The sequence below is a fragment of the Prauserella endophytica genome (genome assembly GCF_005146945.1).
Taxonomy (GTDB): Bacteria; Actinomycetota; Actinomycetes; order Mycobacteriales; family Pseudonocardiaceae; genus Prauserella_A; species Prauserella_A endophytica.
This window is the reverse complement of sequence record NZ_SWMS01000032.1, coordinates 22,059-41,611: the sequence shown is the minus strand read 5'-3', so window position 1 is coordinate 41,611 and position 19,553 is coordinate 22,059. Positions and strand designations below refer to the sequence as shown.

Sequence of the window (19,553 nt, the reverse complement as noted above, 5' to 3'; positions counted from 1 at the left end):
AACTTACGTTAACCAACCTGACAAAAGTTCGTAACGTCGCGGGAGGGCATACATGCCGGGGACCGGCCTCGACCGCCGTGCCTTCCTGCGCGCCGCGGGTCTCGGCGCGCTCGCTCTGTCCGCCTCCGCCTGCACCGGATTCGCGACCACCGGCAACGGCGGCATGATCTTCCTGTCGACACAGTTCCGGCCGGTCGACGAAGCCGAGGCGTTCCGCTCGCTGCTCGGCGAGACGGTCGCGGGAGTCAGCTACGTGACCATCGAGGACGGGCCGTTCGCCGGTCAGGTCCGCAGCCAGATCGACGCAGGCTCAACGCAGATCGGTCTGCTCGGCGGACTGCACGGCGACCTGGCCCCGCTCGCGGACGGCTACCTGGAAGACGTCACCGACTTGCTCGCCGGACTCGGCGACCGGGGCTGGCCCGCTGAGTACCTCGAACTCGCCAAGGCGGGCACCGGCCGAACCTGGTACATCCCGTGGGCCAACGCGAGCTACGTGCTCGCCGCGCACGCCGACGCGCTCCAGCATCTGCCTGCGGGCGCCGACGCGAACGCGCTGACGTACGACGACTTCCTCGACTGGGCCATCGCCGCGCGGCGCGCCAACGGCAACCGGCCCATGCTCGGCCTGCCCGCGGGCCCGAAAGGGCTGCTCCACCGGTTCACGCAGGGCTACCTCCTCCCGTCGTTCACCGGCGGCCAGATCACGACGTTCCGCTCGCGCGAGGCCGCCAAGGCGTGGGAGTACCTGCGCGAGCTGTGGGCCAACTGCGGCCCGGCGAGCACAACGTACGACTTCATGCAGGAGCCGCTGGAGACCGGCGAGGTACGCATGGCGTGGGACCACGTGGTCCGCCTGGTCGACGCGCCGGAGCGAGACCCGCGGAACTGGCGAATGCTGCCCTCACCGCGGGGTCCGCACGGGCTCGGCTACATGGCCGTGGTCGCCGGGCTCGCCATCCCGAAGGACAGCACCGACCCCGACCTGGCCCGGCGCACGATCGACGAGCTGAGCAAACCGCACACACAGGTGGAGCTGCTGCGCTCCAACAGCTTCTTCCCCGCCGTGGCGGCCGAGATCCCGGAGGACCTGCCTCCCGCGATCAAGCTGGAGGCCGAGGCCGTGAAGCGACAGCAAGAGGCCGCCGACAGCATCCTGTCCCTGCCCCCGGTCGGGCTCGGCACCAGAGAGGGCGAGGTGAGCAAGGTCTTCCAGGACACCTTTCGGTCCATCGTGCTCGACCGCGCCGACATCCGGTCCACCTTGGACGGCCAGGCACGGGTGCTGCAGGGCATCCTCGACGACCTGAAGGTGCCGTGCTGGGCCCCCGACCCCGCCGCCGAGCGCTGCGAGGTGATGTAGGTGCGCCTGCGCTCGCCGTGGTTGCTGCTGCTGCCGTCGATCGTGCTCATGGTGGCGCTGTTCGGCTGGCCGCTCGTGCAGGGCGTTCTCTCGGCGTTCACCGGCGCCGACGGCTTCACCCTCGCGCACTGGGAACGCCTCTTCGGTGACCCGTACTTCCTGCGCGCGCTGCGTAACACGCTGCTGCTCATCGTCATCGTGGTGCCCGTTCAGGTGGTGCTCGCCGTCGGCATGGCGCTGCTGATGCAGGCGCGGCCACGGTTCGCGAGCGGGCACTTCTACCTGTGGTGCGTTCCGCTGGCGATCTCGGAGCTGGCCGCGGGTCTCGTGTGGTTGTCCATCTTCGACAACCGGGGCTACCTGAACTCGCTGCTGGTCTCGCTCGGGCTGTCCGAGAACGGCGTGCAGTGGCTGAACTACGAGAACACCGCCACGATGCTGCTCACCGTCGTGATCGCGGAACTGTGGCGGGCCACGTCGCTGGTGTTCGTGATCGTGGTCGCAGGCGTGCAGATGATCCCGCGCGAGTACGACGAGGCCGCGCAGGTCTTCGGCGCGACTTTCTGGCAGCGGCTGCGGCACGTCACCCTGCCACTGCTCGGCCCGAGCCTTCAGGTGGCCCTGATCCTGCGCACGATCCTCGCGTTGCAGGCCTTCGCCGTCGCGCAGGCACTCACCGGACGCGACTTCCCGCTGCTCGTCGGCGAGACCTACGAGTGGTACGTGGTGTTGCAGAACCCCGCGGTCGCGAGCGCGGTCGCACTCGTGGTGCTGGTGATCTCGCTGGGCACCGCGGTGCTGTACCTGCGCACGGTCCGCCAGCCGGAGGGGGCGCGATGAGCACGGAGACGCGCCCGGCCGAGGCCGCCGGGCGGACCCTGCCGCCTGTCGACACGGCACCATTGAAGCGGCGGCGCAGGCAGGCGGCGTGGGTGCAGGCCGCCTGCATCGCGGTGACGTTGTTCATGGCGTTGCCGATCGTGCTGATCGGGCTTTCGGCGATTTCCTCCCGGGATGCGCTCGCCGAGTTCCCGAAGCCGTTCCTGCCCAGCGAGTACTCCTTCGAGACGCTCCTGGCGTTCTTCGAGGCGACCGGCACCATTCCGGCGCTGGGCAACTCCGTGCTCGTCGGCGTCTACACGGTGTTCTGGTCGCTCGTGGTCGGCGCACCGGCGGGTTACGCGCTCGCCCGCCACGCCTTCCGGGGCAAGAACTCCTACCAGGTGTTCATCCTTCTGGTGCGGGCGCTGCCGATCGTGGTGCTCTCGGTGCCGCTCGCGACGATGTTCCTGCGGCTCGACGTCTACGACACGGTGTTCGCCGTGACGCTGGTCCACACCACGCTCGCGCTGCCGACCACCGTCCTGATCACGGCGAGCATCTTCGTGGCGGTGCCGACCGACCTCGAGGAGGCCGCGCAGGTCTTCGGGTGCACGCGCTGGCAGGCCGCCCGCAAGGTCGTGGTGCCGCTCGCGCTCCCGGGTCTCGCGGCCTCGTCGATCTTCACGTTCGTCCTGTCCTGGAACGAGATCCTCGGCGCGACCGTGGTGACGCTCAGCCACCGCACCCTGCCCGCGCAGGTGCTCACCGCACTCGATGAGGCCTCGACCGCCTACCGCTTCGCGGGCGGCTTCGCCCTGATCCTGCCCGCACTGGTGTTCATCGCCGTGATGCGGCGCTATCTCGTGAACATGTGGGGAACGACGCTGCGATGAGGGAGACCGACCATGGCTGAGGTCGTCCTGCGGGACCTGGTCAAGACCTACGCGGGGGCGACGGTGCGCGCGACCGACGAGGTCTCGCTGGAGGTCGCCGACGGTGAGTTCATGGTGCTGCTGGGCCCTTCCGGCTGCGGCAAGACGACTCTGCTGCGGATGGTCGCCGGGCTGGAGCTGCCGGACTCGGGCCAGATCGTCATCGGCGACCAGGACGTCACCTACCTGGAGCCGAGGCGGCGCAACCTCTCGATGGTGTTCCAGTCCTACGCCGTGTTCCCCAACAAGAACGTCGCCGAGAACATCGGCTTCGGGCTGCGCGTGCGTGGCACACCCGCCGCCGAGGTGCGCCGCAAGGTCGAGTGGGCCGCCGATCTGCTGCAGCTGAGCCCCTACCTCGACCGCTACCCCGCCAAGCTCTCCGGGGGACAGCGGCAGCGCGTCGCGGTTGCCCGTGCGATCGTGATGGACGCGGACGTGCTGCTCATGGACGAGCCGCTGTCCAACCTGGACGCGCTGCTGCGGCTGTCCTTCCGCGCCGAGCTGAAGAAGCTCGTCGGCGAGCTCGGCACCACCACGCTCTACGTCACCCACGACCAGGTCGAGGCGCTGTCGCTGGGCGACCGCGTCGCGGTGATGCGCGAGGGCAGGATCGCCCAGTGCGACGCGCCGACCGCGGTCTACGACGACCCCGCGAACGAGTTCGTCGGCGGCTTCCTCGGCAGCCCGCCGATGAACTTCCTGACCGGCACGGTCGAACGGGACGGCTCCAAGCTCGATCTCGGCGGGCAGTCGCTCGCCGTGCCGCACGCGCTGTCGACCTTCGCCGGCCGGACCCTGAAGCTCGGCGTGCGACCGGAGGCCATCGAGGTCGCGGGCGGCGACGGCGCGTTGCAGGGCGAGCTGCAGGTGCTGGAACCGCTCGGCTCCTCGGCGTTGCTGACCACGGAGATCTGCGGCCAGCCGGTGAAGGTGCAGGCGCCGCCGACGTTCCGCGCCGAGCCCGGCGGGAGCCTGAGCCTGCGCATCCCGCCCGAAGCGTGCCGCTGGTACGACCCCGAAACGAGTCTGCTCCTGGAGGTCCGGTGATCACCGCCGCGGGCCACCGCGCCGTCCACTTCCACCCCGCGAGCCTGGCCGCGAGGGCCGCGCTCGTGCTGCGCGACAACGACACCGGCAGCCTGGTCACCGCCTCCCCCAAGCTGTACCCGCACATGTGGAGCTGGGACGCGGCGTTCATCTCGATGGGCCTGGCCTACCTCGACGTGCGCCGCGCGGTCGCCGAGCTGGACACGCTGCTGGCGGCGCAATGGCGCGACGGGATGATCCCGCACATCGTGTTCACCCAGGACACCGACTACTTCCCCGGACCCGACCGCTGGGGCACCGACGCGGCGCCGCAGCGCCCGCACGGCGTGCGTACCTCCGGGATCTGCCAGCCTCCTGTACATGCGATCGCCGTGCGGCGCATCGTCGAGATCGCGCGGAAGACCTCGCAGGACGACGCCGAGGAGGCCGAGGCGTTCGCCGAGCGGGCGTGGTCCTCGCTCTACCGCTGGCACCGCTGGATCGTGCGGCACCGGATGCCGGACGCCAGCGGGCTCGTCGCGATCGTGCACGGCTGGGAGTCTGGAATGGACAACTCACCGCGCTGGGACGAGCCGTACGCCGCGGTGCTGCCCGGCCCCGACCTGCCGCCCTACATGCGGCTCGACCTGCTGCAGGTGGACGACCCCGGCGAGCGGCCGAGCGACGACGAGTACGACCGCTACCTGTGGCTGATCGAGCAGATGCGGCGCGCCGACTACCACCCCGACCGGGTCGTGGAGACCTCTGGCTTCCTCGTCGGCGACGTGTTCGTCACGGCCGTGTTCGCGCTGGCATGTGACACACTCGCCGGCCTCGGCGAGGAATTGGACCAGAACGCGGAAGAGATCGCCGAGCTGCGGATGTGGGCGGCGCGGGCCCGGGCCGCCGTGGCGCTGAGCGCGCACCCCGAGACCGGCATGGCACGGGACCGCGACATCCGCAGTGGGCGCTGGCTCTCGGCCGAGACCATCGCCGGGTTCTCGCCGCTGCTGTGCGGCGGCCTGCCCGCCGACGTCGAGTCTCGCCTGATGTCCACGCTGGACAGCCCCGCGTGGTCGGGGCACCCCGACCTGCTGGCCGCTGTGCCGCCGTCGGTTTCGCCGTCGTCGCCGGACTTCGACGCGAAGCGCTACTGGCGCGGTCCGCAGTGGCCGGTGGTCACGTGGCTCTTCGGCTGGGCTTTCGAGCAGCGCAACTGGCCTCGCCACGCGAGCGAGTTCCGGGCACAGGGCGTGCACCTGGTCTCCGACGGCTCGTTCGGCGAGTACTACGAGCCGTTCACCGGCAAGCCGCTCGGCAGCACCAACCAATCGTGGACGGCGGCCGTGGTGCTCGACTGGCTTTGCGGGGTCTGACTACGTCGTCAGCTGCAGCACGAGCTGCACCTGCAGCTCACCGCACGCCGCGCCCAGCAGCGCTCCGGTGAGGATGAGGATCCACTCGTCCTGCTGGAACGCCGGCCGCAGCAGGCCCTCGAACTCGTCGGCGTCGAGCTGCTTCATCTTGGTCACCAGCGTGTTGCGGATGTCCATGGCGTCCTCGGCGTAGTCCTCGATGTAGTGCAGCGTCTCCGGCAGCCGAGCCATCACCTGATCGGCGATCCGCTCCTTCATCTCCTGATAGCGCCTGCTGCCGATGGCCATGACCACGAGCGGCTTCGCGAAGCTCGCCTGCTTCGCCAGCTCCGCGTCGACCTGCCGCTGGATCAACGTGACCACCTTGTCCGAGAACGGGCCGCGCAGCACGGCCTCGATCACGTTGTGCGGGGTGATGATCTCCCTGGCGATGAGCGCGGCGTAGGCCTCGGAGACCTCGGCGCGCCGTTTGATGAACAGGCCCTGCCATTCGAACAGCCCGAGGTAGCGGGTCGGCTCCTTCGGCCGGAAGATCATCTTGAGGGCGAGCCAGTCGGTGAACCAGCCGATGAACAGGCCGAACAGCGGCATGATGAGCGGGATCCGGAACACGAGCCACACGACCATCTGCACGATGCCGATCAGGCCGCCGAAGAGCAGTCCGGAACGCGCGATGAACCGGAACTCCTTGTGCCCCGCCTCCTGGAAGATGCGGTTGAGCAGCGCCTTGTCCTTTACAAGGCTCGTCACGACCATGTCCTTGAGGTCGAACACGGAGTCGACGTCGTTCTTGATCGCCTCCATGACCGAGGCGACCATCTTCGGCGCCTCGGCCTGCACCCGCCTGACCACGAGCTTGCGCACGCGTTCGGGCAGCGCGTCCCAGAGCCCCGGCTGGTACTCGGCCGCGATGTCGGTGACGATCTCCTCGGTGGCGGCGAGCAGCGGCCGCTCGATCTCCTTCGCGATGCGCTCGGGGTCGAGCCGCTCCACGACCTCGCGCGGCGTGACCAGCTGCTGGGTCATCGTGTCGCACGCGATGCTCGCCATTCGAGCTGCGCGCTTTGGGACGATGCCCTGCCAGCCGAGGAACGGCTTGCCACGCAGCCGCAGCCCGGTGAAGTTCAGCGGCTGGAACATCATGCGGATCGCGACGAGCTTGGTCACGTAGCCGATGAGCGCGGCGACCACCGGGATGGAGCAGTACACGGGCCAGTACCGCAGGAAGTCGTCGGCGATTCCCCGCAGGTACTCGTCCATCACGCACCACCAACATCCTCACCGATGTGGGTGACCATGATCACATGACGGCCACCGGATCGCACCCGCACTCACTTCGGCGCGCAGGCCTGCCAGAAGCTCACCCCGAGCGGCGAGATCCGCACGGTGCGCCGGACGAACCGCGGCCGCTTGACCAGCTGCTCGGCCGCCCGCACCGTGTCGTCGGTCAGCAGGATCTCGTACTGCGTGCTCAGCGCGGGCGCCTCCTCGTCGATGTCGGCCAGGCCGAGGCCGACGAGCCGGGTGACGTAGGCGGGCACGTGGTCGAGCAGGGTCACCCCGGCCGCCTTGCCGACGGTCGAGGCGTTGCGGAGCACGACCCGTCCCGCGCCGCCGAGGCCGGTGCGCTCGGCGACGTCCACCAGCGGGAACGGCGAACCGTCGGCGAGCGCGGCCAGGATGCGGGCCTCGTCGGGCGTCAGCTGGCGGAGGATGACCGCGTAGAGGTAGTCGCGGGAGCGGTCGCGGTCGAGGCCGGTGGACCGGTTCAGCAGCTCGGCCATGGCGACGCGCAGCGGCTCGTCGGGCGTCACGACGGTGACCGCGCGGCCCTTCACCTGGCCGTTGGTGAGGTTTCTGCCGGTCGACGGCGCCTGGTTGAGCGTGGCGAGGTAGGGGTCGCCAGCGCCTTCGAGGCGTCGGCGCAGCTCCCCGAGGGCCTTCTGCTCGAGCGTCCGCAGGCTCCGTTCGGCGCTGTCGGCGCCGGGCAGCCGCCTGCCGAGCGAGTAGCCCGTGCGCGCGGCCCAGCCCGCGATCCTGCCGGCACGTTGCACCAAGTCTTCCGAGTCCACGCAGGGGATGTTACTTGCCCGTACTACTTCGGACGGTCCTGCTCGCCGTCGAGGAAACCCCAGTTCCGCAGCGCACCCTTGATGAACTCGGCGCCGATGCTGTTGGCCTCGTCCGCGTTGCCCCGGACCCGGTCGGGGGTGGTGTCCGGCTGTTCGACCACGCGGTCGCGTTCGGCCTCTGGGTGTTTCCAGTGCTCGCCACACCCGTGGGGGCAGGGCATCTCGATCGTGCGGAGCACGCCGGAGGTCGGCTGCGGCTGCTGCCAGGACAAGGTGCCGGTGTCGTGGCAGAGCGGGCAGTCCTCGCCCGCGCTACTTCGGGACCTGCCCGAGTCCTCCGCAGTTGCCACAAGGGTCCTTTCGGTTGGGTCCGAGCCCCGAGCCGTGGCAGCGCGGGCAGTCGACCATGTCACCGAAGTTCATCGTGCACCTTCCCCCGAGCCTCCGAAAGCGTAAACAGCATAGTTCGCGAAAAAGCAGCGGCCCCGAATCGCGCATTGCCGCTTAGTCCGTTGAGCCGCACCAATTCGGACATTCGCCCGGAATGCGAACCGCGAATGGATCATGCTCGGGTGGGTTAACCCAAATGCAGTGAAGGCCACCATCACTGCGTGGGAATCAACACTGCGGCGCGCAGCGTCTCCGTTTGGGTGGTGGTGGGAGACGGTCGGGCGCAGGCATGGTGGCCTTCACTACTGCAGGGGCGAGGACCTGGCTCAGGGGGTCAGCCAGGTCCTCGCGGCTTCGAGGCCGGCCAGGGTGATCTGGTGGCCGCCGTGATGCCAGTTCTCGGTGACCTCCGCGGAACGTTCCCGCAGCAGCGCCACGAGCCGCTCACTCGACGCCAGCGGGGCCATCGGGTCCTGCCTGCCGTTGGAGAGGAAAACGCGGGTTCCGCTCAGGGGACGGGAAGGCGGATCGGGCACCGGGAGCATCGCGGCGAACAACGCCGCCTCGGTCAGCACGTCCGGCCGCAGCAGCGTCACCGCCGCCGCGATGTTGGCGCCGTTGGAGAACCCGGCCGCCACCAACCTGCGGTCCCCGAGCCCGTACTCCCGCCGCGCCGCGAGCACGAACTCGGCGAGCTGCTCGGCCCGGAACAGCACGTCCTCGGTGTCGAAGACACCTTCCGCGAGCCTGCGGAACCAGCGCGCCGCGCCGTGCTCGGACACCGGGCCCGCCGGTGCGAGCATCGGCGACGACGGGCTCAGCTCCTTGCCGAGGGCGAGGATGTCGTCCGGGTTGCTGCCCGTGCCGTGCAGCAGCAGGAGCACCGGCGCGTCGTCCTCGCCCTCCACGAACCTGTGGTCGAGCGACAGCGCGGTCATACCCGCACCGGGTTGTTCTCGCTGGGCAGGTCGAGCTTCGGCAACGTCGCCTCGATCTGCTCGCGGTTGGGCTCCAGCCACGGCGGCAGCTTGAGCGCACGGCCCAGCTCCAGCAGCGGCTCGTCGATCGAGAAGCCCGGCTGGTCGGTGGCGATCTCCAGCAGCGTGCCGCCCGGCTCACGGAAGTAGATCGACCGGAAGTACTGGCGGTCGAGGATGGACGTGACGCCCACCCCGCAGTCGACCAGGGCCTCCCGCCAGCCGACCTGGGTCTCCTCGTCCGGGGCCCGCCACGCGACGTGGTGCACGGTGCCCGCGGCGACCAGGCCCTTCGGCGCGTCGGGCGTCACCAGCACGTCCACCATCGCGCCCGGGCCGCCGTCGCCCGCGGTGAACCGGAAGCGGTTGCTGTCCTGCTCGGAGAACGTCAGCCCGAGGTCCTCGGTGAGCGTGCCCGCCGTGGCGTCCTCGCGCGACACCGACATGGTCACGGAGTGCAGGCCGCGGATGGCGTGCTCACCAGGCACCAGCGCCGTGTCCCACGGGTCGCGGGGGTCGCCCTGCTGGTGGGCGACGAGCGCGAGCTGAAGGCCGTCGGGGTCGCGGAAGGTGAGCACCTCCTCCTCGTCGCGACTGGTGACCTCGCTCGTCGTCACGCCGGAGACCTCGAGGTGCTGCTTCCACCAGCCGAGCGAGTGCTCGGGCACCGAGAACGACGTGGTGGTGGCCTGACCGGTGCCGATCCGGCCGCTGGGCGCGTCGCGCCAGGGGAAGAACGTGAGCAGCGTGCCCGGTTTGCCGGACTCGTCGCCGTAGTAGAGGTGGTAGGTACCCGGGTCGTCGAAGTTGACGGTGGTCTTCACCAGCCGCAACCCCAGCGTGCGCAGGTAGAAGTCGGCGTTGCGCTGCGGGTCTCCGCCGATCGCGGTGACGTGGTGCAGGCCGCTGGTCTTGAACGACATGGCGTCCCTCCTTGGGAGCGGGTGCTTCAAAGCTAACCCCATAACATCTCGCGCGCAAGATATATTTCCGGAAGACAACTGCGGTACACTCGGGGCGTGCCGACCGAACCCGACGACGACGAGATCGTGACCTGGTGGGGCCTGGTCATCGAGGGATACCTGGCCACCCAGGACCGGCTGATGGGCGAGATCGCCGAGCGGTTCGGCCTCGCCCCGGCCTCGTTCGACATCATCCTCAGACTCGTCCGTTCCCCCGATCACCGCATGCCGATGACCCGGCTCGCCAAGGAGGCGGCGCTCTCCAGCGGCGGGTTCACCAAGGTCGCCGACCGTCTCGCCGCCGCCGACCTCATCTGCCGGGTACCCAGTGCGGACGATCGCCGCGTCACCTACGCGTGCCTCACCGAACACGGGCTCGATGTCGCCGAACAGGCACGCAAGGCGTGCGCCGACATCCTGCGCAGGACCGTCCTCGAACCGCTCGGCCCGCAGGCGTCCGAGTCACTCGCCGAAGCCATGCGAACGCTGCGCGAGGTCAACGGCGCCGACTGAAAAACCGCACCGGGAACAGCCGTTGTCACCAGCGGAAACGGCGGCGGAGCATGGCGGCGAGGAGGTCATCATGCTCACCACATCGCCCGTCACGACACTGCTGCCGGTGACCGACGTCGAGCGCGCGGGCCGGTTCTACGCCGAGTCGCTGGGACTGAAGCGCACCGGCACGGGCCCCGACGGCTCGGTCTACTTCGCCGCCGGGGCCGGCGACGTGCTCGCCCTGCGGCCCATGCCCGAGGGCACGCAGAGCGAGCACACCGCACTCAGCTTCGAGGTCACCGACCTGCCCGCCGAGATCAAGGAGCTCGAGCGTCACGGCGTCAGGTTCGACGACTTCGACAGCGACGACCTCAGGACCGTGGACCACATCGCGACCATGGGCGACGAGCGCGCCGCGTGGTTCCACGACACCGAGGGCAACGTGCTGTGCCTGCACGAGGTGCTCACGAGCTGACGCCCACCCGCTCGTCGTGCTCCAGCCGGACGTTGGGCAACGCCCGGTCGAGCCGCCTCGGCAACCACCAGGCCCGCTCGCCGAACAGGCGCATCACTGCGGGCACGATCAGGCAGCGGATCACGAACGCATCGAGCAGCACCGCCACGGCCAGGCCGAGCCCGAACTGCTGGAGCATCCGGTCCGGGCTGAGCACGAACGCGCCGAACACCACGATCATGATCGCCGCCGCCGCGGTGATGACCCCGCCGGTGCCGGCGAGCCCCTCTCGCACGGCGTGTGCCGCGTCGCGCGTGCGCCGCCACTCCTCGTGCATGCGGGCGACGAGGAACACCTCGTAGTCCATCGAAAGCCCGAACACGATCGCGAAGATCATCACCGGCACGAACGCCTCGATGGGGCCCTCCTGCACGCCGAACAGCCCCTGTCCGAACACGAGCGTGACGACGCCGAGGCTCGCGCCGATGCTGAGCAGGTTCAGCACGGCCGCCTTGAGCGGGATCAGCAGCGATCGGAACACCGCCGCGAGCAGCAGGGCCGACAGGCCCACCACCACGAGAATGAACAGCGGCAGCCGTTCGCTCACCTCGCCGGCGAAGTCGTCGGCCGCCGCCACCGACCCGCCGACGAGGTAGGACGCGCCGGTCCGCTCGGCGACGTCAGGCAGGACGTCGGTGCGCAGCCGCTCGACGAGCTCATGCGTCGCCGCGTCCTGGGGTGCGCTGTCGGGGAACACGAGCATCGTGGACACGCCGCCGGACAGCGACTGCGGCGGTGTCGCGCTCGCGACGCCCGGCGTGGATTCGACCGCCTGACGTAACGATCCACTGTCCCCTTCGGACACGACGATCAGCGGCCCGTTGACGCCGGGGCCGAAGCCCTCGGCGAGCAGGTCGTACGCCTCGCGGGTCGTGGATCCCTCCGCCTCCGTGCCCGCGTCGGCGAAGCCGAGCCGCATGTCCAGCGCGGGCAGCGACAGCGCACCGAGCAGGGCGACCGGCACCACCAGCGACACCACGGGCCGCCGCTGCACCGCACCGGCGAGCGCCCGCCACCGCTGCCCGTGGACACGGCGGCTCGCGCGGGACCTGATCCTGCGCTCGATGCGCCGCCCGAACACGGTGAGCAGCGCGGGCAGCAGCGTGACGGACGCGGCCATCGTGACCAGCACGGTCAGCGCGACGGCGAAGGCGACCCCGCGAAGCGAGCCGAGCCCCAGCGCGAGCAGGCCGAGCAGCGCGATGATCACCGTGCAACCCGCGAAGAGCACCGAGCGGCCCGCCGTGTCGAGCGCGACGCGCGCGGCATGCTCACGGTCCCGGCCCGACAGCAGCTCACTCCGGTAGCGCGAGAAGATCAGCAACGCGTAGTCGATGCCGACCCCGATGCCGACGAGCATCATCAGCGGTGGCGCGTAGGACGGCATGTCGACGACCCACGAGACGAGCGCGATCGCGCCGATGGTGCTGCCGACCGCGAGCACCGCGGTGACGATGGGAACGGCGGCGGCGAGCAGCGAGCCGAACATGAAGACCAGGATCACCAGTGCGGCGAGGATCCCGGCGCCCTCGGCGGCGCCGCCTCCTCCCTCCTCGGCCTCCCTCACCGGGTCGCCGCCGAGGGCGACCCGCAGCCCGTCACCGGCCGCGGTTTGCCCGGTTTCGATGAGCGAGCGGACGTCCTCGGCAGGGGTGTCCGGGTCGAGCGCGACGGTGGCGTAGGCGACGGTGCCGTCGGGCGATACGGCCCCGGGCGTGGTGAACGGGCTCTGCACGCCCGCGACGTGGGGCATCCGGGAGACCTCGGCGAGCAGCGCGTCGACGCGGTCGCGCTGGGCGGCGACGCCCTGGTCGTGGGCGAGCACGACCTGCACGGTCTCCCCCCGCTGCGCGGGCGCGTGCTCCTCGAAGGTCTCGATCACCTGCTGCGATTCGGTTCCGGGCAGCGAGTGGTCGTCGTGGTAGTCCGCGCCGACCACCTGGGAGGTGACGGTGATCGCGGCGAGCACCACGAGCCAGAGGCCCAGTGCGAGCCAGTGCCGCCGCTGTGCCCAGGCGGCGAGCCGGGTGAGCCGGCTCGGTGCTGACGTTGGTGTGTTCATGCGAGGCAGCGTCCGCCGACGGTATGCCCCGGCGCGTCCGGCACGGGTGCCGAACCGGCGTACCACACAGGTCGTCCCCTGCGGGAGATCCCGTACTACCTGGGTTGATTCAGCCAACCGGGAGTGATCATGGCCGACTCGTAGGCGAGCACCACGAGCTGCGCGCGGTCGCGGACGGCCAGCTTGGTCATGATGCGGCTGACGTGGGTCTTGGCGGTCGCGGGCGAGAGCACGAGGCGGTCGGCTATCTCGTCGTTGGACAGTCCCGCGGCGACCAGCGCCATGACCTCGCGCTCGCGCTCGGTCAGCGAGTTCAGCCTCGGGCTCGGCTCCGGCCGCGAGACGCGCCCGGCGAACTCCGCGATGAGCCTGCGGGTCACCGAGGGCGCCAGCAGCGCGTCCCCTCGCGCGACCACGCGCACGGCCTGCAGCAGCTCGACGGGTTCGGTGTCCTTGACGAGGAACCCGCTCGCACCGGCCCGCAGCGCGCCGTAGACGTACTCGTCGACGTCGTAGGTGGTGAGGATGACGACCTTGACCCCGGCGAGCCGTTCGTCCCCGGCGATGCGGCGCGTGGCCTCCAGGCCGTCGGTGCCCGGCATCTGGACGTCCATGAGCACGACGTCCGGCCGGTGCTCGCGGGCGAGCCGCACCGCGTGCTCCCCGTCGGCGGCCTCGGCGACGACGGAGATGTCGTCCTCACCGTCCAGGATGGACCTGAAGCCCGCACGCACGAGCGTCTGGTCGTCGGCGAGCAGAACGCGGATCATACGCCCGCTCCCTGCGGAAGCCGTGCGCTCACCCGGAATCCGCCGCCTGCCTGGCCGCCCGCGGTGAGGTCGCCGCCGAGCGCACGCACGCGCTCGTTCATGCCCCGCATCCCGTGGCCGGGTTGGGCGCGGCCGCCCCTGCCGTCGTCGGTGACCTCGACGCGCAGGTCCCGCGAGGTGTAGCTGATCCGGACGGTCGCCGTGCTCGCGCCCGAGTGCCTGCGCACGTTGGTGAGCGCCTCCTGCACGAGGCGGTAGGCGGTGAGGTCCAGTTCGGGCGGCAACGGCTTGCGTTCGCCGTCCACCTCGGTGACCACGGTCAGCCCGGTGGCCCTCGCCTGCTCGGCCAGCTCGTCCAAAGTGGCCAGTCCAGGCGCAGGGGCGGAGGCCCCGCGCAGCACGCCGAGCGTCGAGCGCAGCTCGCGCAGGGTGTCCTTGCTCGACCGCTTGATCACCTCGAGCGCGGCGCGCGAGGTCTCGGCGTCGGGGCGGTGCAGTGCGGCGCCCGCCTGCACGTTGATGAGCGAGAGGTTGTGGCCCAGCACGTCGTGCAGCTCCCGCGCGATGCGCAACCGCTCCTCGGTGGCGGCCCGCTCCTCGGCCTCCCGCAGGTAGGCGAGGTGGGTCCGGCGGGCCCGGCCGAGCGCGATGCTCGCGACGAGCCAGCCGGTGAGCATGGCGAGCCCGGCGTTGCCGACGTGCTGCACCGGGCTGAGGTACTCCCCGTACGCGGTGGCGGCGAGCGCGACGAGGCCGAGCCCCGCCGCCACGAGCACGCGCCCGCACGCCGCGAGCGTGTAGAGGGCGACGACGAACGTGACCACGATCGGCCCGTCGGGGCCGACGAACGGGTAGTAGAGCCCCGAGGCCACCAGCGTCGTCACGGCCACCGCCACCGGGTACCGGCGGCGCACGACGAGCGCGGCGCAGGCGACGAGCAGCAGTGCCCACGACCAGAGGGTGAGCCTGCCCGGGGAGTCGTCGGCCGCCACGTGCACGAGCGTGCCGCCGACGACGATCGCCGTGATCCCGAGTGCGAGGCCCGCGTCCCGCGCGCGCGGGAACAGTCCGATCGGCATGCTCAGACCATGGCAGAACCGGTTTCCGGCCGCATCAGGGGAAGACCCGGCCGTTGCCCCTAGGGGTCCCCGCGCGCATCGCGAGCGTCGAGCAGATCGCGGCGAGCAACCAGAGCAGCGGCCCTGAAAGGCCACCCGCCAGGTCCACGTGGCCTGGCAGGACGAGCACAACGAGGAACGCGAGGTCGACCGCACCGAGCACCGTCAGGTTCAGCCAGTGGCCGACGCGGTCGTTGACCCGGTTCAGCGTCACCGCGACCACCACGGCCTGCGCTCCGAACACGATGGCGCAGAGAAAGAACATCAGGCTCTCGGCTGCCGTCTCCTCATCCGGCAGCCCTGCGGACAACCCGCCGGCCACCATCGTGACCCCGAGACCGACGTGCAGCACGCCCCACAGCCCGTAGAGCACCGCCGCGGCGGTGGCCCAGCCCGTTCTGGCCGGTGTGGCAACCATGTGCGCCCCCGCAGATATAGTCAACAATATTGAATGTACACGTCGTGAACTACTTGGGGGGTGGATGAACGGACCCGGCCCGGCCGAGGCGATCCGGGCGGCCAGGGAGCTGCACTCGGCCACCGAGCTGCTCCTCGACGCCGTCGCGGCGCGGTACGGCATCAACCGCAACGACCTGCACTGTCTGGAGATCCTCGAACGCGAAGGGCCGATGAACGCGCGGCGGCTCGCCCGGCTCGCCCACCTCAGCCCCGCCGCCGTCACGAAGGTGGTCGACCGGCTGGCGCGGGCAGGCTACGCGCGCAGGAGGCCGAGCAGCGACGACCGGCGCGCGCAGGTCATCGAGACCACCGCCGAACACGGTGAGCTGCGGGAGTCGGTGTGGCACCCGGTCTCCGACGACGCGACGGCGGCGCTCGACGGACTGCCGCCGACGGCGTTGCGGCAGTTCACCGGCATCGCGCGGCGGCTGGCCGAGGTGACCCGCGAGCACGCCGACCGGCTCGCGTGATCTTGCTCGCACTGCAGCGCTAGGCTCCGCCCCCGTGACGCCACCTTCCGTGCCGCCGGCACTCGCGACGCTGCCCGCCCTCTACGGCCCTCGGTTCCAGAACGAGCCGGCCCGGCTCTACCGCGAGATGCGCGAGCAGTACGGCCCCGTCGCGCCGGTGCTGCTGGAGGGCGGCGTGCCCGCGTGGCTCGTGCTCGGCTACCGGGAGCTGCTGCACGTCACGAACAACCCCGAGCTGTTCGCCCGCACGTCGCGGCACTGGCACGGCTGGAGCCGCGTGTCTCCGGACTGGTCGTTGCGGCCGTACGTGGAGTACCAGCCCAGCTCGATCCTGAGCGACGCCGAGGAACACCGCAGGCTCTCCCCCGCCCTGCACGAGGCGCTCACCGCCGTCGACCAGGTGGAGCTGAGCACGCAGGTGGAGCAGATCGCCGACCGGCTGATCGACATGTTCGCCCCCAGGGGCGAGGCGGACCTGATCGCGCAGTACACCCACCAGATCCCGCTGCTGGTGCTCGCCAAGCTGTTCGGCCTTCCCGACGCCGAGGCACCCGAACTGGTTCGCGACGTCGCGGCCTCGGCCGACGAGGGTGACGAGGCCGTCCGCGCCCACGAGCGCATCGTCGCGCGGATGCTGCGGCTGGTGCGGGACAAGCGCGTGCGCCCGGGCGAGGACCTGCCCTCGCGAATACTCTCGCACCCGGTGGTGGAGCTGACCGACGAGCAGATCGCCACCGACCTCTTCCTCACGATGGGCGCGGCACAGCTGACGACGGCGGACTGGATGGGCAACGCGCTGCGGCTCATGTTCACCGACGACCGCTTCGCCGCGACCCTCGCCGGCGGACGCCGCAGCGTGCGGCAGGCCCTGAACGAGGTGCTGTGGGAGGAGACGCCGACCCAGAACTTCATCGGCCGCTTCGCCACCAGGGAGACCCACCTCGCCGGCAGGCGGATCCACACGGGCGACCTGGTGGTGCTCGGCCTTGCCGCGGCCAACACCGACCCGCTGGTGCACCCGGAGCCCGGCCGTGGCTCCGCCGACAACCAGGCCCACATGTCGTTCAGCCACGGCGAGCACGGCTGCCCGTACCCGGCTCAGGAGATCGCGGCGACCATCGTCGAGTCCGCGATCGAGGTGCTGCTCGACCGGTTGCCGGACGTCGACCTCGCGGTGGCCCCGGAGGCGCTGGTGTGGCGGCAGTCGGTGTGGATGCGCGGGCTCACCGCGCTGCCGGTGCGGTTCACACCCACCTGCACCAGCGGTTTCTAGGCGTTCCTCCAGGGGCTACCGGCAACGCTTGTGGGGCTACCCGATCTTCGTGTTTCCCACCGCGCGCGGTGGCGACCTAGCGTCGGTGCCGCGATCACGAGGAACGAAGGGAGCGCGAAGCATGACTGAGCGGACGTTGCGGAACAAGGTCGTCGTCATCGGCGGCGGCGCGAAGAACCTGGGTGGGTTGCTGTCCACCAACTTCGCCGAGGCAGGCGCGAACGTGGTGGTCCACTACCACAGCGACGCGTCGGCTGGGGACGCCGAGAAGACCGTCACCGCGGTCAAGGACGCCGGGGCCGACGCGATCGCCGTGCAGGGGGACCTGACCCGGGTCGCCGACGTGCGCGGGCTGTTCGACACCGCCGTGGACACGTTCGGCGGAGTCGACGTCGCGGTGAACACCACCGGGATGGTGCTGCGCAAGCCGATCCTGGAGACCACCGAAGACGAGTACGACCGGATGTTCGGCATCAACGCGAAGGCGGCGTACTTCTTCATCCAGGAAGCCGGACGGCGGCTCAACGACAACGGCAAGATCATCAGCCTGGGCACGTCGCTGCTGGCGGCTTTCACCGACGGCTACTCCACCTACGCCGGCGGGAAGGCTCCGCTGGAGCACTTCACCCGCGCCGCGGCCAAGGAGTTCGCCGACCGGGGCATCTCGGTGAACACCGTCGCCCCCGGCCCGATGGACACCCCGTTCTTCTACCCTCAGGAAACACCGGAACGGGTCGAGTTCCACAAGTCGCAGGCGCTGGGCAACCAGCTCACCCGCATCGAGGACATCGCCCCGATCGTCACGTTCCTCGCCACCGAGGGATGGTGGTTCACGGGACAGACGTTGTTCCCGAACGGGGGCTACACCACCCGCTGAGCGTCGGACGGGGGGCACGCATGGGACTGGACCTGCACAAGCTCGAACACCTCATCGCGGTGGCCGAGGAGGGCACGTTCACGCGCGCCGCGCGGCGCCTTCACCTGTCCCAGCAGGCACTGTCCAGCTCCATCCGCGCACTGGAACGCGAGGTGGGCGTGGACCTGCTCGACCGCAGCGGCAACACCGTCACCGTCCTGCCCGCAGGGGAGGCGCTGATCGCCGACGCTCGCGTGCTGCACGGCATCGCTCGCTCCGCCGTGCGGCGCGCTCGCCGCATCGGCCGGGGTGAGGCGGAGACGTTGCGCATCGGGCACACCCCGGCGGTCACCGGCGACGAGGTCACCGCGCTGATCCGCCGGGTCCACGCCACCCAGCCCGAACTGGCCACGCAGGTGAACCAGCGCTATCCCGGAGAGCTGACCGAGCAGTTGCTGGCAGGCGACCTCGACCTCGGGCTGTGCCGGGCCATGACGCCCATCCGCGGGCTGACCCGCAGCACTCTGGGGAGCCAGCGGCTGCAGGTCGCCGTCGCCGCCGGCCATCGCCTCGCCGATCACGACTCGGTGCGGCTCGGTGACCTCGCCGACGAGCCGATCATGGTGTGGGGGCACCCCGGCCGGTCCGGCTACACCGAGCTGCTACTGCACCTCTGCCGCCAGGGCGGCTTCGAGCCGCGCTTGGAACGCAACCCGATCCAGGGCACCCCGCCGGAGACCGCCGTGATCGGCACCGACCACGTCGCGTTCGTCACCGCGCCTCCGGGCCTCGCGGCCGGCGGCCGGGTGCGCGTGCTCGTCCTCGAGCCGCCCTCCCACGTCCCGCTGCACGCGCTGTGGCCCCGGCACGTCAGCTCGGAGACCCGCGAGGCCTTCCTCCGCGCGGCCAGCGGCTGAGCCACTGGGCTCCCGCCACGGCCGCAGATACGCCTCCGGCCGCCGCGATCGCCCAGCCGGGCCCGAGCAAAGTGTTCTCCTGTACGTACGCATCCCTGGCGGCCAGAACGAGGGCGAACATCGCGCCGCTGCTGATCACCACCAGGGCCGTCGCGCGCCGGCCGCTCGCTCCCCCGCTCGGCCCGAAGGCCCGGTCCAGCGCGCTCGCCGCGCCGATTGCCCCGAGCGCGACCGCGACGAAGGCTGTGATGCCACCCGGTGGACCGCCCAGCAGCAGCGCGATGATCACCACGGTCCTGGCCACAGCGACGGCCACGACACCCAACACCGCCGCGCACAGCACGTGCAGCACCGGCCGGTCCGGTCGCGGGCCGCCCACGTCCGAGGGGGCCTGCCGCCAGAGCAGCACCAGCCCGGACACGGTCAGGGCCGCAAGCAGCACGATGACGACGGTCAGGACGACGGTCTCGAACAGCGGGAGGTAGCCGACCTCGCGGTCGCCCTCGTAGAAGCACGTCGCGCTCGGCGGGAAGTAGTTCCGCTCGACGCCCGTGGCGCCGGGACAGGAATCGTCGAGATCGAACCACGACGGCATCGCCGCCTCGACGAGCACCGACCACACCAGGCATCCCACGAGACCGGCGCCGACGAGACCACGCGCCCCCCGCCCCGTCAGCTTCACCCGAACGATTTTGC

General features: G+C 70.6%; 21 protein-coding genes. 11 read left to right on the top strand and 10 right to left on the bottom strand.

The features are described 5' to 3' along the window. The first annotated feature begins 52 nt into the window (after window positions 1-52). The 5 genes from FCN18_RS34165 to ggh are packed head-to-tail and all read left to right on the top strand — an operon-like array spanning window position 53 to window position 5,522. A complete protein-coding gene (locus tag FCN18_RS34165) occupies window positions 53-1,363 on the top strand; it encodes an ABC transporter substrate-binding protein (RefSeq protein ID WP_137097101.1) in 1,311 nt (436 codons plus the stop codon). Then, window positions 1,364-2,203, top strand: coding sequence for a carbohydrate ABC transporter permease (locus tag FCN18_RS34160; RefSeq protein WP_228714261.1), 840 nt, complete (start codon window positions 1,364-1,366; stop codon window positions 2,201-2,203). Continuing rightward, window positions 2,200-3,078 (top strand): carbohydrate ABC transporter permease, encoded by an 879-nt coding sequence (locus FCN18_RS34155; protein ID WP_137097100.1) that lies wholly within the window; start codon window positions 2,200-2,202, stop codon window positions 3,076-3,078. Before FCN18_RS34160 ends, FCN18_RS34155 begins: the two co-directional genes overlap by 4 nt. A gap of 12 nt (window positions 3,079-3,090) precedes the next feature. Next, complete coding sequence (locus FCN18_RS34150) at window positions 3,091-4,167, top strand: ABC transporter ATP-binding protein (protein ID WP_113645098.1); 1,077 nt, start codon at window positions 3,091-3,093, stop codon at window positions 4,165-4,167. Then, window positions 4,164-5,522, top strand: a complete 1,359-nt coding sequence (gene ggh, locus FCN18_RS34145; RefSeq protein WP_228714260.1) for a glucosylglycerate hydrolase — start codon at window positions 4,164-4,166, stop codon at window positions 5,520-5,522. Before FCN18_RS34150 ends, ggh begins: the two co-directional genes overlap by 4 nt. Here ggh and FCN18_RS34140 read toward each other — a convergent pair whose 3' ends face one another. The 5 genes from FCN18_RS34140 to FCN18_RS34120 all read right to left on the bottom strand — a co-directional run bounded on the left by FCN18_RS34140 (window position 5,523) and on the right by FCN18_RS34120 (window position 9,884). Then, window positions 5,523-6,782, bottom strand: coding sequence for a DUF445 family protein (locus FCN18_RS34140; protein ID WP_113645097.1), 1,260 nt, complete (start codon window positions 6,780-6,782; stop codon window positions 5,523-5,525). It abuts the gene before it with no gap. Between the two features lie 71 nt (window positions 6,783-6,853). After that, complete coding sequence (locus FCN18_RS34135) at window positions 6,854-7,594, bottom strand: Abi-alpha family protein (protein WP_170200637.1); 741 nt, start codon at window positions 7,592-7,594, stop codon at window positions 6,854-6,856. 23 nt (window positions 7,595-7,617) lie between these two features. Beyond that, window positions 7,618-7,944 carry a hypothetical protein gene (locus tag FCN18_RS34130; protein ID WP_112264640.1) on the bottom strand — a complete coding sequence of 109 codons (327 nt, stop codon included), beginning with the start codon at window positions 7,942-7,944 and terminating at the stop codon, window positions 7,618-7,620. Window positions 7,945-8,310: 366 nt separating this feature from the next. Further along, complete coding sequence (locus FCN18_RS34125) at window positions 8,311-8,922, bottom strand: alpha/beta hydrolase (RefSeq protein WP_112264642.1); 612 nt, start codon at window positions 8,920-8,922, stop codon at window positions 8,311-8,313. Next, a complete protein-coding gene (locus tag FCN18_RS34120; RefSeq protein ID WP_137097099.1) occupies window positions 8,919-9,884 on the bottom strand; it encodes a ring-cleaving dioxygenase in 966 nt (321 codons plus the stop codon). Before FCN18_RS34120 ends, FCN18_RS34125 begins: the two co-directional genes overlap by 4 nt. 96 nt (window positions 9,885-9,980) lie before the next feature. Here FCN18_RS34120 and FCN18_RS34115 point away from each other — a divergent pair, with 96 nt between their 5' ends. Beyond that, entirely contained in the window at window positions 9,981-10,436 is a 456-nt protein-coding gene (locus FCN18_RS34115) for a MarR family winged helix-turn-helix transcriptional regulator (protein ID WP_112264646.1), read from the top strand. A gap of 70 nt (window positions 10,437-10,506) precedes the next feature. Next, entirely contained in the window at window positions 10,507-10,893 is a 387-nt protein-coding gene (locus FCN18_RS34110) for a VOC family protein (RefSeq protein ID WP_113645093.1), read from the top strand. Here the strand turns inward: FCN18_RS34110 and FCN18_RS34105 are convergent. The 4 genes from FCN18_RS34105 to FCN18_RS34090 all read right to left on the bottom strand — a co-directional run bounded on the left by FCN18_RS34105 (window position 10,883) and on the right by FCN18_RS34090 (window position 15,300). Further along, window positions 10,883-12,994: an MMPL family transporter gene (locus tag FCN18_RS34105; RefSeq protein ID WP_137097098.1), complete on the bottom strand. Its 2,112-nt coding sequence runs from the start codon at window positions 12,992-12,994 to the stop codon at window positions 10,883-10,885. The two genes, FCN18_RS34110 and FCN18_RS34105, sit on opposite strands and share 11 nt — an antisense overlap. A 95-nt stretch (window positions 12,995-13,089) precedes the next feature. Next, window positions 13,090-13,764, bottom strand: coding sequence for a response regulator (locus FCN18_RS34100; RefSeq protein ID WP_112264652.1), 675 nt, complete (start codon window positions 13,762-13,764; stop codon window positions 13,090-13,092). Further along, complete coding sequence (locus FCN18_RS34095) at window positions 13,761-14,843, bottom strand: sensor histidine kinase (RefSeq protein ID WP_112264654.1); 1,083 nt, start codon at window positions 14,841-14,843, stop codon at window positions 13,761-13,763. Before FCN18_RS34095 ends, FCN18_RS34100 begins: the two co-directional genes overlap by 4 nt. 34 nt (window positions 14,844-14,877) lie before the next feature. Further along, complete coding sequence (locus FCN18_RS34090) at window positions 14,878-15,300, bottom strand: hypothetical protein (protein WP_206078045.1); 423 nt, start codon at window positions 15,298-15,300, stop codon at window positions 14,878-14,880. A gap of 64 nt (window positions 15,301-15,364) precedes the next feature. On the opposite strand from FCN18_RS34090, the gene FCN18_RS34085 reads away from it, so the two are divergent. The 4 genes from FCN18_RS34085 (at window position 15,365) to FCN18_RS34070 (ending at window position 18,857) form a co-directional block, all read left to right on the top strand. Continuing rightward, window positions 15,365-15,811, top strand: a complete 447-nt coding sequence (locus FCN18_RS34085; protein ID WP_158303228.1) for a MarR family winged helix-turn-helix transcriptional regulator — start codon at window positions 15,365-15,367, stop codon at window positions 15,809-15,811. 34 nt (window positions 15,812-15,845) lie between these two features. Then, window positions 15,846-17,084, top strand: a complete 1,239-nt coding sequence (locus FCN18_RS34080) for a cytochrome P450 (RefSeq protein ID WP_170200636.1) — start codon at window positions 15,846-15,848, stop codon at window positions 17,082-17,084. Window positions 17,085-17,205: 121 nt separating this feature from the next. Beyond that, window positions 17,206-17,961: an SDR family oxidoreductase gene (locus tag FCN18_RS34075; RefSeq protein ID WP_112264660.1), complete on the top strand. Its 756-nt coding sequence runs from the start codon at window positions 17,206-17,208 to the stop codon at window positions 17,959-17,961. Between the two features lie 20 nt (window positions 17,962-17,981). After that, on the top strand, window positions 17,982-18,857 hold the full coding sequence (locus FCN18_RS34070; RefSeq protein ID WP_112264662.1) for a LysR family transcriptional regulator: 876 nt from the start codon (window positions 17,982-17,984) through the stop codon (window positions 18,855-18,857). On the opposite strand, the gene FCN18_RS34065 is transcribed toward FCN18_RS34070, so the two are convergent. Next, window positions 18,811-19,539 carry a hypothetical protein gene (locus tag FCN18_RS34065; protein ID WP_137097096.1) on the bottom strand — a complete coding sequence of 243 codons (729 nt, stop codon included), beginning with the start codon at window positions 19,537-19,539 and terminating at the stop codon, window positions 18,811-18,813. The genes FCN18_RS34070 and FCN18_RS34065 overlap by 47 nt on opposite strands. Window positions 19,540-19,553 lie beyond the last annotated feature (14 nt).

Coding starts and splice junctions, on each gene's coding strand:
- FCN18_RS34165 (WP_137097101.1), top strand. CDS start 53: ATGCCGGGGACCGGCCTCGACCGCCGTGCCTTCCTGCGCGCCGCGGGT.
- FCN18_RS34155 (WP_137097100.1), top strand. CDS start 2,200: ATGAGCACGGAGACGCGCCCGGCCGAGGCCGCCGGGCGGACCCTGCCG.
- FCN18_RS34150 (WP_113645098.1), top strand. CDS start 3,091: ATGGCTGAGGTCGTCCTGCGGGACCTGGTCAAGACCTACGCGGGGGCG.
- FCN18_RS34140 (WP_113645097.1), bottom strand. CDS start 6,782: ATGGACGAGTACCTGCGGGGAATCGCCGACGACTTCCTGCGGTACTGG.
- FCN18_RS34125 (WP_112264642.1), bottom strand. CDS start 8,922: ATGACCGCGCTGTCGCTCGACCACAGGTTCGTGGAGGGCGAGGACGAC.
- FCN18_RS34120 (WP_137097099.1), bottom strand. CDS start 9,884: ATGTCGTTCAAGACCAGCGGCCTGCACCACGTCACCGCGATCGGCGGA.
- FCN18_RS34110 (WP_113645093.1), top strand. CDS start 10,507: ATGCTCACCACATCGCCCGTCACGACACTGCTGCCGGTGACCGACGTC.
- FCN18_RS34105 (WP_137097098.1), bottom strand. CDS start 12,994: ATGAACACACCAACGTCAGCACCGAGCCGGCTCACCCGGCTCGCCGCC.
- FCN18_RS34100 (WP_112264652.1), bottom strand. CDS start 13,764: ATGATCCGCGTTCTGCTCGCCGACGACCAGACGCTCGTGCGTGCGGGC.
- FCN18_RS34095 (WP_112264654.1), bottom strand. CDS start 14,843: ATGCCGATCGGACTGTTCCCGCGCGCGCGGGACGCGGGCCTCGCACTC.
- FCN18_RS34090 (WP_206078045.1), bottom strand. CDS start 15,300: ATGGTTGCCACACCGGCCAGAACGGGCTGGGCCACCGCCGCGGCGGTG.
- FCN18_RS34085 (WP_158303228.1), top strand. CDS start 15,365: ATGAACGGACCCGGCCCGGCCGAGGCGATCCGGGCGGCCAGGGAGCTG.
- FCN18_RS34075 (WP_112264660.1), top strand. CDS start 17,206: ATGACTGAGCGGACGTTGCGGAACAAGGTCGTCGTCATCGGCGGCGGC.
- FCN18_RS34070 (WP_112264662.1), top strand. CDS start 17,982: ATGGGACTGGACCTGCACAAGCTCGAACACCTCATCGCGGTGGCCGAG.